The following is a 12,236-nucleotide window of genomic DNA, read 5'->3' on the forward strand; positions in this document are numbered from 1 at the left end:
CCGTACGATGGCGGTGATGTCACCGAGGAAAGCCGCGGCCCAGCGGGACGGGCAGTCCCTGCACGACCTGCTGGTCGAAACCGCCCAGAAGATGATCGCCACGCACGGGACGACCGGGATGACCGTCCGGGAGATCGCGCGCATGGCGGGCGTCGCCGACGGCGTGCTCTACAACCACTTCTCCGACAAGGAGGAGCTGGTGGCCAGAGCCTTGCTGGAGCACGTGCGCACGACGGAAGCGGAGCTCGGCGAACTGCCGGTGGCGGGCGAAGGCACCGTGGCGGGCAACCTCCGTCGCCACCTGGAGTTCGGCCTGGCCCTGCACAAGGTGATCGTGCCGGCCTTCAGCGGCCTGGTCGGGCAGCCGCGGGTACTGCAGCGGTTCGCGGAGATCAGCGAGCGGTCCGGCTACTGGCGCGACCGGCTGGTGGCCTACCTGAAGGAGGAGCGCGAGCTCGGCAGGCTCCGCCCGGGGTCCGAAGTGGACGCGACAGCGGCCTTGCTGGTCGGCTACTGCCACGCCTCGGTCATGGCGGCGGTCTTCCCGCACACCGGCCCGCTCGACCCGCCGACCGTGGACTCGGTCGTGAGCGCCGCCCTCCACGGCGTCGCGCCCCACGACGCCGGACCGCCGCCGGCCCCCGGCGTGGTCGCCTAGACCATCGGGGTGCCGCCGGCCGTGGCCTCGGGGACCTCCTGGACCACGTCCCAGTGCTCGACGATCCGGCCGTCCCGCACCCGCATGACGTCCGCGATGGCGCTCCCGCGCGACCCGGGTGCCAGGCGGAGCAGGCTGTGCGTGCACACGAGGTCGTCCTCGGCGATCACCCGGCGCACGTCCAGGCTCAGCTCCGGGAAGCGCGCCACGAACCCGGCCAGGTACTCCGCCGAGGCCTCGGCGGACGCCGGGGCGTGGGGGTTGTGCTGGACATAGCCGTCGCCGACGTACGCGGCGAAGGCGTCGACAGGGCGCTTCTCGGTGAAGGCCAGCTTGAGGAAGGCGAGGACGACTTCCTTGTTGTGCTGCGGTTCCGTCATCAGTGTCCATCCTTTGTGGAGTTATCGACACCAAGCCCACCATCCGCGAAACAGAAAGGGAAAGACCTGTGGACTCTGCCGCGATACTCTCCCGATATGGACGATGTCGAGGTCCGTGAGCTGCGGTACTTCCGCGCGGTCGCCGAAGAGCTGAACTTCTCCCGCGCCGCCGAACGGCTCGGCATGGCCCAGCCGCCGCTGTCGCGGGCGATCCGGCTCCTGGAACGGCGGCTCGGCGTCCAGCTCTTCGAACGCACCAGCCGGCACGTCGCGCTGACGCCGGCCGGGAACGTCCTGTTCGCGGAGTCGGCGAAGGCCCTCGACGCCGTCACCGCGGCGGTCCGGCGAACCCGCCGGGCGGCGCAGCGGACGCCGGCGCTCGTCGTCACCGCGAAACCCGGCGTGGCGACCGATCTGCTGCGGCGGATCGCCGACGCGCACCCGGATCCGGTCGAGATCCGGGTCAGCGGGTTCGGCGAGCAGGCGGAGATGGTGCGTGACGGCCGGGCCGATGTGGCGGTGGTCGGCTGCCCGGGCACCCACCACGGCCTGGACGTCGAGGTGCTCTTCAGCGAGCCGCGGGTGGCCGCGCTGGCACCGGGTCACGAGCTCGCCGGCCGGGCCGCGCTGACGTGCGCCGACCTCGCCGGGCGGCCGACGCCGTGCTGGCCGCTCTCGTCGGCCGCGGACCGGGCGTACTGGTCCGGGCAGGACGTGACCGGCGGGCCGGTGACGCCGGGGCCAGTGGTGTACGACAGCGCCCAGCTGCTGGAGACCGTCGCGCTCGGACAGGCGGTCGCGTTGCTGCCGGCGTCGTTCGCGGAGCTGGGTTCGCGGGACGACGTCGTCTACCGGCCGGTCGTCGACGCGTCGCCCTACTCGCTCGCCCTCGCGTGGGCGGCCGGGGCGCGGGATGTGCGGATCGCGCGGTTCGTGCGGACCGCCACCGAGGTCAGCGAAGCACTACCTCGACCGGGAGCTGTCCCGGCGGGGTGACCGAGCGGATCACCGGCGGCACCCGGACGTCGTCGGCCTCGAAAGCCACCCGCAGCTGCTCGACGTCGGCGTCGGCCATGAGCTCGGCAAGCTCGTCGGTGCGGGCGACGGCGGCCGGGGTGAGCGAGGCTGCGGGGGTGAGGTCGCCCCAGAGGTCCCACTGGAGCATCTCGTGCTTGTTGAGCGAGGCGAGGTCGAGCGCGAGGCTGTACCGCGCGTACGGCAGGCCGCGCAGGAACGGGACGTCCAGGTCCGGGGAGACGACCAGCCGGGCCGGGTCGACGTCGCCCGCGCGGGCCGCGGTCCACGCGTCGGCGCCGGTCAGGAACCGGTCACGGGGCACGTCGAGGAGGTCGAGCTCGGTGCCGTCCACCGGGTCGCGGTACCCGGACGTCAGCTGGGGTTCGACCAGGCGCCAGCCGGAGCCGTCGTGGACTTCGGCGACGACGTGGTCGAGGTACCAGCCGGCCATCAGGTAGCTCGCGAAGCCGGTCCGGGCGCGGGCCGGGATGCCGTGGTGGCGTGCCATCGAGACGAACAGGAGGGTGAAGTCGCGGCAGCAGCCGACGATCCGGTGCAGCGGCGGCCGCGGGCCGCCGGGCGGCGTCGGGTCGAGTTCGCGCAGGCGCGCGAACATGTCCGAGGCGTACCGGAGGGTGATCTCTTCGTGGCGTTCGGCCGGGAAACCGTGCTCGGCGATGTCGCCCAGGGCCCAGTAGTGGAACACCAGCTCGTGCGCGGCCTCGCGCAGGGCCGCGACGTCGCGCGGGGTCGTGTCGAGCCATTCTGCCTGCGCGCCCGGGTCGGAGAAATGGCTGTGGCTGACGTAGAAGTCGTCCATGGCCGTTCACGCTAACGAAATTTATCCGGACTGCGCCAGGAGTTCTCCGCGGAACGTCGAGCGGTATGCGCTGGGCGACACCGCGAGGGCGGCCTGGAAGTGCTGGCGCAGCGAGGCCGCCGTGCCGAAGCCGGCTTCGGTGGCGACGCGGTCGACCGGCAGGTCGGTCTCCTCGAGGAGCTGGCGGGCGCGCTCAACCCGTTGCTGCGTCAGCCATTGCACGGCCGAGATGCCGACCTCCTCGCGGAAGCGCCGGGTGAAGGTGCGGGTGCTCATCGCCTCGCGGGCGGCGAGTTCACGCAGGGTCAGCGGCCGGTGGAGGTTCTCCAGCGCCCACGCCCGGGCCACCTTCGTCGACGACGTGCGGGGCTCGGGCACCGGCCGCCGGACGAACTGGGCCTGTCCACCTTCGCGGTGCGGGGACACCACCGTGCCGCGGGCGACCTCGTTGGCCACGGCTGCGCCGTGGTCGCGGCGGATCATGTGCAGCACCAGGTCGATCCCGGCGGCGACACCCGCCGACGTCAGCACGTCGCCGTCGTCGGTGTAGAGCACGCACGGGTCGACGTCGACCTCGGGGAAGCGGTCCTGCAGTTCCTCGGCGGAGCGCCAGTGCGTGGTGGCCGGGCGGCCGTCGAGCAGCCCGGCCGCGGCGAGCACGAACGCGCCGGTGCAGATCGACGCGATCCGCGCGCCCGCCGGGATCGTCTCGAGCGCGGCCTTGAGCGGCGGGGTCAGCACGCGGGCCCTCGGTTCGTACTCGACCAGGGACGCCGGGACGATCACCGTGTCGGCCTCGGCCAGCACCTCCGGGCCGCGGTCGACCGGGATGGTGATGTCGGAGTCGGTGCGCACCAGGCCCGGCTCGACGGTGCAGGTCACGACCTCGTACAGCGGCTCGCCGGCCGCCGAGCGAGCCTGCCCGAACAGGCGGTGGACGATGCCCAGCTCCATCACGAGCATGCCGTGGCGAACCAGGACGGCGACGTGGTGACGGTTCGGGTGCTTGAACTCGGCCATGGCTCGATTCTTGCACAGGTTGGCCATCGGGCCACTCGATCGTGGCCCGCGGCCGCGTGATCATCGGAGTCATGAACGTGTTGTGGGTTTTCGCGCATCCCGAGCCTCGCTCGCTGAGCGGGGCGCTCCGTGACGACGGGCTCCGGACCCTCCGCGACCTCGGTCACGACGTCCGGGAGTCGGATCTGTACGCGATGAAGTGGAATCCGGTGGTCGACGCCGCCGACTTCGGCGCCGAAGCCGGGGACGAACGGCTGGTCGTCGGGGCGACGTCGGCCCGAGCGCACGCCGACGGCGAGCTGAGCCAGGACATCGTCGCCGAGCAGGAAAAGCTGGCGTGGGCGGACGCGGTCGTCGTGCAGTTCCCGTTGTGGTGGTACGGCATGCCCGCGATCCTGAAGGGCTGGTTCGACCGCGTCTTCGTGAAGGGCTTCGGCTACGGCGTCCGCGCCGAGGACGGCCGGACCCTGCGCTACGGCGAGGGCAGGCTCGCGGGCAAGCGCGCGATGGTGGTGCTCACCGCGGGTGCCCGCGAGCCGGCCATGGGGCCGCGCGGGGTGAACGGCTCACTGGCCGAGGTCCTGTGGCCGCTGCACCACGGAACCCTGTTCTACGCCGGGATGTCGGTCCTGCCGCCGGTGGCGGTCTACGGCGCCGACCGCGTGCCGGACGCCCAGTTCGCCGACGCCCGGTCACACCTGCGAACGCGCCTGAGCACGCTGGAAACGACCGAGCCGATCCCGTTCCGCACGCAGAACGGCGGCGACTACGACGACGACCTCGTCCTCCGCCCGGACCGCGCGCCCGGCGTCACCGGGCTCGCCGTCCACCTCAGGCAGGCAGGGTGAGGCGCTGCCCGAGACCGCCGTCCACGGGGAGGTCGGTGCCGGTGGTGAACGTCGCTTCGAAGGCCAGGAACAACACCGCCGCCGCGACTTCTTCCGCCGTGGCGTGGCGCTTCAACGGTGTGATCTCGTCGCCGATCGCCTTGAACTGCGCCAGCACGGCCTCCGGCACGCCGGTGACGCCCATCGTCGGCGTGTCGGTGTAGCCGGGGCTGACCACGTTCACCCGGATCCCGCGCGGCGCCAGCTCGGCCGCGTACGTGCGGGCGAACGACCGCACCGCCGCCTTCGCCGCCGAGTACAGCCCCATCCCCGCGATGCCCGCCCCGACCGCGACCGACGTCGTGAAGACGAACGAGCCACCGGGCCGGACCAGCGGAGCCAGCCGCTGCGCGGTGAAGTACGCGCCCTTGGTGTTGACGTCGAAGGTCCGGTCGTAGACCTCGGGCGTCGCCTCCTGGTACGGCGTCAGCGTCGAGAACCCGACGTTGACGAACACCAGGTCCAGCTCGCCGAGTGTGTCCGCGGCCACTGCGGCCAGCTCGGCGACGTCGTCCAGGCGAGCCGCGTCCGACGACAGCAGGTGCGCCTTGCCCGGCAGGGTCCCTGCCAGCGGCGAGACGTCCCGGCCGGTCAGGAGCACCTCCGCGCCGCCGTCGAGCAGGGCGCGCACCACCGCCATCCCCATGCCGTGCGTGCCGCCGGTGACGACGGCCTTCTTGCCAAGGTACTTCACCGGATCTCCTCGATGACGCTCGCGATCGCGTGCGAACCGTGGCCCGCGGCCACCGCACGGTCGAACAACTCCCGCAGTACGGCCGGGACCGCCGGGTTGATGCCCTGCGCGCGGCTCGTCTCCACCAGCAGGCCGAGCCCGGCCGCGTTGATGTCCAAGGCGGACACGTCGGTGGCGTAGTCCCCGCTCGCCACCTGCTCGCCGATGCCGGGCAGGAACCCGCCGACCGCCGAAAGCCACTCCGTGGCCATCGGCGTGAACTTCTCCGGCGTGACGCCCTCGGTGCCGACGAGCGCGAGCGCGTGCAGGTACCCGCCCATCGTCGACCACATGATGCCGAGCAGCGCGAGGTCGTACAGCGCCGCCAGTCCGGCGTCCTCGCCGAGGAACACCGGTTCCCCCAAGACCGAGAGCACTTCGCGCTGCGCCGCGAACGTCGTTTCCGAGCCGCCGTAGAGGATCCGGGCGGCCGGCGTCCCGATGCTCTGCGGCACGGCCATGATCACGCCGTCCACGTAGTCGATGCCCTGCGAAGCCGCCCACTTCGCGGCCACGCGGGCCTCCTCCGGTGTCCCGGACGTGAGGTTGACGAGCACCTTCGGCGACGCGGCTTCCAGGACCGGTCGTTGAATGTCGTATGTGGACAGACAGCTGATGACGACGTCAGCCGAAGCCACCTCGGCCGGTGTGGCCGCGAGCCGGGCACCGCGGTCGAGCAGCGGACTCGCCTTGAGCGGCGACCGGTTCCACACCGAGACGTCGTGTCCCGCCCCCAAGAGCGCCCCGGCGAGGGCGGCGCCCATCCGCCCCAGGCCGAGCACGCCCACCTGTTTCTTGCTTTCTCCCATGGTCTCCATGCTGCTGAGGCGCTTTACACTGGACAAGTACCGACTAATAAGTCAGGTACCCACCCCAACGTAAGGATCCTGCATGCAGCCCCGGACTTACCGCTGCGGACTGGACGCCGCCGTCGACGTGATCGGCGGCCGTTGGAAGGCCCTGATCCTCTGGGCGCTGCACGCCGAGCCGCTGCGGTTCGGCGAGCTGAAGCGGAAGGTGGCCGGAATCAGCGAAAAGATGCTCATCCAGGCCCTGCGGGAGCTGGAGGCCGACGAGATCGTGCACCGCGAGGTGTTCCACGAGGTCCCGCCGAAGGTCGAGTACTCGCTGACCGGCCTGGGTCAGCGGCTGAACACCGCGTTGCTGCCGCTGGGCGACTGGGGCGAGGAGAACATGGCCGGGATCGCGAAGCGCCGCGGCGTCACGCCGGCGCCGCCGCATACTGCTTCAGCGTGATCGCGGCGGACGTCCTCGGCGAGGTGTAACGCGACGTCAGCGTGCGGCGACCTGAGCCTGGAGACGCCGGGCCGACTCCGCTCCCGGCGCCGGAAGGGGTGGAGACACCGGTGACCGGCGATCAGTTCGTCACGAACGTCAAGAACTTCGCACCCGTTCTCGCGGTCCTCGCGGCCGTCCTCCGGTCGATCCCGGTGCTCATCGTTTCGGGCAGGGCAAGGAAACGCGGTCGCAACCCCTCGCACGCGACCATCCGGATCCGGACCCTGGAGTCGGCCGCACCGTGGGACAAGTACGACGAAAAGAAGGAACTCTGGCCCGCCGACTGGGACAACGTCGAGACGAAGCGCCACTACCGCAGGCGGGAACGCCGCTGGATCTGGTTCTTCATGATCGTCTTCCTGGCCGCGGCCATCGTGTACGGCTTCTTCTTCGCCGACGACGTGGTCAGCAACTTCATCTCCTTCAGGGACGGCACCGGTTTCCTCGCCGGGCCGGCCTTCGTCCTGTTCCTCGTGCTCTTCTCCTTCCAGGTGCGGTTCCTGCGGAAGATCTGGGGCGACCGGGGGCTGAAGCCGTCGCTCTACGGCGCCTGCGGATCGGTGACCGTGACCGGCGAGCTCCCGGAAATCCGCCAGTACTGCCTCGGCGCGCTGTACGAGGCCGGCAGCACCATCGTGAGCTGCACCGACGCCCGAGACGAGCACGGAGAGCACGTCGAAATCGTGGCGGCCACCGGGATCTGGCCGCCGCAATGGCTGAACACCGGCCCGCTCCAGCTGGTGTCGTTCCGGGGCCAGAAGGTGGTGGTCCAGGTGCGCCCGGCCGGCGAAGCCGAATGGAACGTCTCCGTCTGGAGCGACAACATGGATCCCGGGGTCGACGAAGGGCACCGGGCGAACGAGCGGAACGCCCGGTCCTTCGTCGAGGCCTGGACTTTCTTCCCGGGCAGCGCCGAAGAGCCGCCGGCTACGCGCTGACCAGGTCCGCGCCGGCGAAGAAGGTCGGCGCGGCCGTCATCGCGCCGTCGTCCTGCAGCACGTCGCCCGGGCGGCTGCCGTTGCCGAGCAGGACGCCTCCCCAGTTCATGCTCAGGTACTCGGCGCACAGTTCCAGCGTGCCGATCAGCGGCTGGGCTTCGCGCGGCGTCTCGCTCAGCACGCTGACGCCCCACAACGTCTTCCCGCGCATCTTCGGCTTGAACTCCACCGGCAGGCGCATCCACCCCGACCAGTAGTCGAGGTAGAGCTTCACGCTCGCCGCGACCGAGTACCAGTACACCGGCGACACGATCACGATGTCGGTCGCCGCGAACGTCGCGTCCATCAGCAGCTGTTCGTGCTCGCCGGGCGCCGGGTGCTCGCCCACGCCGTGGCGGCGATCCTCGAACGGCGGCAGGGGCACCTCCGGCAGCCGGATCCACCGCTGTTCGACGTCGCCGGGCAGCTCCTTCACCGCCCGGCGGGCCAGCATCTCCGTGTTGCCACCGGCCCGCGCGGCACCCACCAGGAACAGGAAGCTGCGGTCGCTCATGTTCGAACCCCTTCGATATATTTGCATGTACATATAAATACTGTCGCTGGACTATCCTGGCGTCAAGAGGAGGCCGGAAGATGACCGTCGACGAACAGGCGTGGGGACGCGTTCTCGTGCTGCACGCCCGGATCGAGCAAGAGCTCGCGAAAGCCCTGCAGCGGCGCCACGGGCTCGGCCTGTCCGAGTACCGCGCGCTCGGCAAGCTGGTCGCCGGACCGCGCGGCGGCCTGCGGATGCAGGAGCTCGCCGAGGCGATCGGCCTCAACCAGAGCTCGGTCAGCCGGATGTGCGCCCGTCTCGAAGACGCCGGGCTGACCATCCGCGACCTGTGCGAGGACGACCGCCGCGGCGTCTACTCGGTGATCACCGACGCCGGCCGCAAGCGCTACGCCGAGACCGAGCCGACGTACTGCTCGGTGCTGCGGACCGCGCTCGACAAGGCCGCGAGCGACCCCGAGCTCGCCGCCGCGGCCGCCGCCGTCCGCGGCGCTTGACCCTTATATGCCTCGATGGTTATATACAGGCATGTCCGCGAAACTGCTGACCATCGATGACCGTCCCGTGCTGAGGCTGGAACGCCGGCTGAAGCACGCGCCCGAGAAGGTCTGGCGCGCGATCACGGACCCCGCCGAGCTCGCGCACTGGTTCCCCGCCCGGGTGGACGTCGACCTGCGCGACGGCGGCGAGATCCGGTTCACCTTCCCCGGCGAGGACACGACGACGACCGGCCACGTCGTCACCGCCGACCCGCCGCGCGAGTTCACCTTCGTCTGGAACGACGACACCCTGCGCTGGCTGATCTCCCCCGACGGCGACGGCAGCCTCCTGGAGTTCACCCACACCTTCGGCCGCTGCGACCCGGCGATCGCGAAGCTCGCTGCGGGCCGCAACGCCGCCGGCTGGGACGTCTGCCTCGACGCGCTCGACGCGCGCCTGGCCGGCCGAGACTTCGAGCAGCCTCAGCGGTGGCACGAGCGGATGGCGTCCTATGTGGACGAATTCGGCCTCGGGTACGGGGAGGTGCTGGCGGACGGCACGATCCGCTTCCGCCGCGACCTCGTCTGGAAGCCGGTGGACGAGGTCCGGGCGCTCCTGCCGGACGAGCCCGGCTGGAGCGTGGTCCAGGATCCCCTCGACGGCACCCGCGTCGAGTTCGCCGAGGCGCCGGAAGACGACGTCCCCGCGCAGCTCACCCGGCGGCACGAGCAGCTCGACAAGCTGTTCGCCGCCACCTTCGGCGTCGACTTGCCGGACTGGACGCCCGACCGCGTCGAGGCGGTGAAGAAGCACTACGGACAGCGTCCGACCCAGGGTTGACGCGCGGACGTGAGGTCGGCATTACGTTCGGTTCATGCGCATTCGCGTCATTCTGGACGTTCTCGCGGCCGCGGCCCTCGGGGTCGGTGCCGGCGGCAACCTCGCCGCCGGCGCGTGGGCGCTGCCGTCGTGGATGCCCACCTGGCTCGGCTGGACGATCGTGGTGGGGAGTGTCGTCCCGATCGTGCTCCGACGGTGGTGGCCGCTGGGCAGCTACGTGCTCGGGCTGGCACTGGCCGCGGCCGCCGTGCCCGTCGGCGGGCCGGTCTTCGGCGCCGCCGTGGTGGGCGCGGGCTGTGCGCTCTACGTCGTGGTGAACCGGCTGAAAAGCCGGATCGGCCAAGTCGCTCTCGCGGCGGGGTGGATCGAACTGGGCGTGCTGGCGCTCACCGCGCCGAACCCGGACACGGCCACGACGGTGAACGTCAGCGCGGCGGCGCTGGTCGTCGGGTTCCTGCTCGGTCTCACCGTCCGCACCCGCCGCGAGTACGCCGCGATCGAGCGCGAAAACCACACCCGGCAGGCGGTTTCGGCGGAACGGCTGCGGATCGCGCGCGAGATGCACGACGTCGTCGCGCACAGCATGAGCCTGATCGCGGTGAAGGCGGCCGTCGGCAACCACGTCGCCCTCGAGCAGCCCGACCAGGCGCGGGACGCGTTGCGCGTCATCGAAGACACCAGCCGCGAGACCCTGGCGGAGCTGCGGCGGATGCTGGGCGTGCTGCGGGACGGCACCGGTGTCCCGGTACTGGCGCCCGCGCCGACGCTCGACGACCTGCGGGCACTCGCCGACCGCGCGCAGCTGACGGGCCTGGCGGTCGACCTCGTCGTCGACGGCCTCGACGGCCGCAACGAACTGCCCAGCGGTGTCGGCCAGTCGGTGTACCGGATCGTGCAGGAGGCACTGACCAATGTGGTCAAGCACGCGAGCGCGGCGACCTGCCGGATCCGCATCACGGGCGGCGACGGTGACGTGCGCATCGAAGTGCTCGACGACGGCCGCGGCGGCGAAGCGGTACCCGGCCACGGGCTGATCGGGATGCGCGAACGCGTCGCGGTCTACGACGGCGAGTTCTCGGCGGGGCCTTCAGACCGCGGCTTCCGCGTCTTCGCGCGGCTGCCCTACGAAACGGTGGTGACCCGATGATCCGCGTTCTGATCGCGGACGACCAGGCGCTGCTGCGCGGCAGTTTCCGGGTGCTGGTCGACAGCGCGCCGGGCCTCGAGGTCGTCGGCGAGGCGTCCGACGGCGTCGAAGCGGTCGCCCTGACGCGACGGGAGCGGCCGGACGTCGTGCTCATGGACGTCCGGATGCCGGAGATGGACGGCATCGAGGCGGCCCGCCGGATCTGCGCGGAAACCGGCGTGCGGGTGCTGATGCTGACGACGTTCGACCTCGACGAGTACGTCTACGCGGCGCTGCGCGCGGGCGCGAGCGGGTTCCTCCTGAAGGACACCCGCCCGGCCGACCTCCTGGCGGCGATCGAAGTCGTGGCGGCGGGCGACGCGCTGCTGGCACCGTCGGTGACCCGCCGTCTGGTGGCGGAGTTCGCCCGGCTGCCGTCGGGTCCGGTGTCCCGCTTGGACGGCGTGACGGCCCGCGAGCAGGAGGTGCTGTCGCTGGTCGCGCGCGGGTTGTCCAACGACGAGATCGCGGCCCGGCTGCACCTGGGCATCGCGACGGTGAAGACCCACATCGGCCGCCTGCTGCACAAGCTCGCGGCGCGGGACCGGGCCCAGCTGGTCATCGCGGCGTACGAGTCGGGCCTGGTCCGGCCGACCGCCCCCTGAGCACCGTCACCGGCGAAGCCCTCAGCCCGCCGCCCGCGTGAAGGCGGCGAAGCGGCGACCGGGATCCCCGGGTAGCCGCCGGCCGCCCAAGACGAGGCGGGGCGCGGGTGCCGTCGGGACGAGACCGCGCTCCCGCAGCCACTCCGCAAGGCCAGGGAACCGGAGATCGGGATCCACGCGCACCTCGCCCGGCGCCGCCCGCGCCACCCCGCGGATCAGCGCCTTCGCCTGCTCCTCCGATTCCGCCACGACCGGGCCGATCGCCGTCGCGTGGCCGATGTCCGTGCCGAACGCGAAACCGCCGTCGACCGCGTGAGGCGTTCCCAGCCGCTCCAGCAGCGGGCGCCGGTCGACGCCCTGCGCCAGCCGGTCCAGGCGCACGATCTCCTCGAAGTCCGTCGCCGGTCGCGTGGCGGGGCCGCCGTCGTCGGCGAACCGGCCGACGTGGCCCTGGCTGCCGCCGTCGGCGATGAACCCCATCGACTCGTACAGCCGCCGTCCGAACCTCGACGTGTGAAGCCAGACCACCCGGTCCCCGGCCGCCGCGATCGCGTGTGCGGTGATCGCCCGGCCCAGGCCCCGGCGCTCGTAGCGGGCCGCGACCAGCACCATCGAAATCGACGCCACCGCATCGAACGTCACGAAAGCAGCAGCAGCGGCCAGGCCGTCGCCGTCCGGGGCGTCCACCCCGAACAGCCATCCGACATCGTGCAGCAGCGCCCACTTCGGCGGCTCGCGCGGCCACGACCGGGACTCGGCCAGGTCGGAGCAGGCGGGCAGGTCGGCGACACCCAGGATCCGGATCTCCATGGACGTTGCC

16 protein-coding genes are annotated in these 12,236 nt (G+C 71.5%); 9 read left to right on the forward strand and 7 right to left on the reverse strand.

Annotated features, from left to right (window positions below):
* Positions 1–7 precede the first annotated feature (7 nt).
* Positions 8–658, forward strand: a complete 651-nt coding sequence (locus CF165_RS18450; RefSeq protein WP_093948776.1) for a TetR/AcrR family transcriptional regulator — start codon at positions 8–10, stop codon at positions 656–658.
* On the opposite strand, the gene CF165_RS18455 is transcribed toward CF165_RS18450, so the two are convergent.
* Positions 655–1,038: a nuclear transport factor 2 family protein gene (locus CF165_RS18455; protein ID WP_093948777.1), complete on the reverse strand. Its 384-nt coding sequence runs from the start codon at positions 1,036–1,038 to the stop codon at positions 655–657. The genes CF165_RS18450 and CF165_RS18455 overlap by 4 nt on opposite strands.
* A gap of 96 nt (positions 1,039–1,134) precedes the next feature.
* On the opposite strand from CF165_RS18455, the gene CF165_RS18460 reads away from it, so the two are divergent.
* On the forward strand, positions 1,135–2,034 hold the full coding sequence (locus tag CF165_RS18460) for a LysR family transcriptional regulator (RefSeq protein WP_093948778.1): 900 nt from the start codon (positions 1,135–1,137) through the stop codon (positions 2,032–2,034).
* Here the strand turns inward: CF165_RS18460 and CF165_RS18465 are convergent.
* Both CF165_RS18465 and CF165_RS18470 read right to left on the reverse strand, forming a co-directional pair.
* Positions 1,991–2,875 (reverse strand): transglutaminase-like domain-containing protein, encoded by an 885-nt coding sequence (locus CF165_RS18465; RefSeq protein ID WP_093948779.1) that lies wholly within the window; start codon positions 2,873–2,875, stop codon positions 1,991–1,993. The genes CF165_RS18460 and CF165_RS18465 overlap by 44 nt on opposite strands.
* A gap of 21 nt (positions 2,876–2,896) precedes the next feature.
* Positions 2,897–3,895, reverse strand: a complete 999-nt coding sequence (locus CF165_RS18470) for a GlxA family transcriptional regulator (protein ID WP_093948780.1) — start codon at positions 3,893–3,895, stop codon at positions 2,897–2,899.
* 71 nt (positions 3,896–3,966) lie between these two features.
* Here CF165_RS18470 and CF165_RS18475 point away from each other — a divergent pair, with 71 nt between their 5' ends.
* Complete coding sequence (locus CF165_RS18475) at positions 3,967–4,743, forward strand: NAD(P)H-dependent oxidoreductase (protein WP_167441500.1); 777 nt, start codon at positions 3,967–3,969, stop codon at positions 4,741–4,743.
* Here CF165_RS18475 and CF165_RS18480 read toward each other — a convergent pair.
* Together CF165_RS18480 and CF165_RS18485 are read right to left on the reverse strand one after the other, a co-directional pair.
* Positions 4,727–5,476, reverse strand: a complete 750-nt coding sequence (locus CF165_RS18480; RefSeq protein WP_093948781.1) for an SDR family oxidoreductase — start codon at positions 5,474–5,476, stop codon at positions 4,727–4,729. The genes CF165_RS18475 and CF165_RS18480 overlap by 17 nt on opposite strands.
* A complete protein-coding gene (locus tag CF165_RS18485) occupies positions 5,473–6,324 on the reverse strand; it encodes an NAD(P)-dependent oxidoreductase (protein WP_240521657.1) in 852 nt (283 codons plus the stop codon). Before CF165_RS18485 ends, CF165_RS18480 begins: the two co-directional genes overlap by 4 nt.
* Positions 6,325–6,406: 82 nt before the next feature.
* On the opposite strand from CF165_RS18485, the gene CF165_RS18490 reads away from it, so the two are divergent.
* The gene (locus CF165_RS18490; RefSeq protein ID WP_205660903.1) at positions 6,407–6,772 is read left to right on the forward strand and encodes a winged helix-turn-helix transcriptional regulator; all 366 of its coding nucleotides are present in this window, start codon (positions 6,407–6,409) and stop codon (positions 6,770–6,772) included.
* 110 nt (positions 6,773–6,882) lie between these two features.
* Positions 6,883–7,752, forward strand: coding sequence for a hypothetical protein (locus CF165_RS18495; RefSeq protein ID WP_143268610.1), 870 nt, complete (start codon positions 6,883–6,885; stop codon positions 7,750–7,752).
* Here the strand turns inward: CF165_RS18495 and CF165_RS18500 are convergent.
* Entirely contained in the window at positions 7,742–8,305 is a 564-nt protein-coding gene (locus CF165_RS18500; RefSeq protein WP_093948783.1) for a flavodoxin family protein, read from the reverse strand. The two genes, CF165_RS18495 and CF165_RS18500, sit on opposite strands and share 11 nt — an antisense overlap.
* 80 nt (positions 8,306–8,385) lie before the next feature.
* On the opposite strand from CF165_RS18500, the gene CF165_RS18505 reads away from it, so the two are divergent.
* Genes CF165_RS18505 through CF165_RS18520 form a run of 4 tightly spaced genes read left to right on the forward strand, consistent with a single transcriptional unit; the run spans position 8,386 to position 11,416 of the window.
* Positions 8,386–8,802, forward strand: a complete 417-nt coding sequence (locus CF165_RS18505) for a MarR family winged helix-turn-helix transcriptional regulator (protein ID WP_093948784.1) — start codon at positions 8,386–8,388, stop codon at positions 8,800–8,802.
* Positions 8,803–8,833: 31 nt separating this feature from the next.
* Complete coding sequence (locus tag CF165_RS18510; RefSeq protein WP_093948785.1) at positions 8,834–9,625, forward strand: SRPBCC family protein; 792 nt, start codon at positions 8,834–8,836, stop codon at positions 9,623–9,625.
* Positions 9,626–9,659: 34 nt separating this feature from the next.
* Positions 9,660–10,772, forward strand: a complete 1,113-nt coding sequence (locus CF165_RS18515; RefSeq protein ID WP_093948786.1) for a sensor histidine kinase — start codon at positions 9,660–9,662, stop codon at positions 10,770–10,772.
* Complete coding sequence (locus CF165_RS18520) at positions 10,769–11,416, forward strand: response regulator (protein WP_093948787.1); 648 nt, start codon at positions 10,769–10,771, stop codon at positions 11,414–11,416. The genes CF165_RS18515 and CF165_RS18520 overlap by 4 nt, the downstream gene beginning before the upstream one ends.
* A gap of 21 nt (positions 11,417–11,437) precedes the next feature.
* Here CF165_RS18520 and CF165_RS18525 read toward each other — a convergent pair whose 3' ends face one another.
* The gene (locus CF165_RS18525; RefSeq protein ID WP_093948788.1) at positions 11,438–12,226 is read right to left on the reverse strand and encodes a GNAT family N-acetyltransferase; all 789 of its coding nucleotides are present in this window, start codon (positions 12,224–12,226) and stop codon (positions 11,438–11,440) included.
* Positions 12,227–12,236: the final 10 nt, after the last annotated feature.

Source organism: Amycolatopsis vastitatis (assembly GCF_002234595.1).
GTDB classification, from domain to species: Bacteria; Actinomycetota; Actinomycetes; order Mycobacteriales; family Pseudonocardiaceae; genus Amycolatopsis; species Amycolatopsis vastitatis.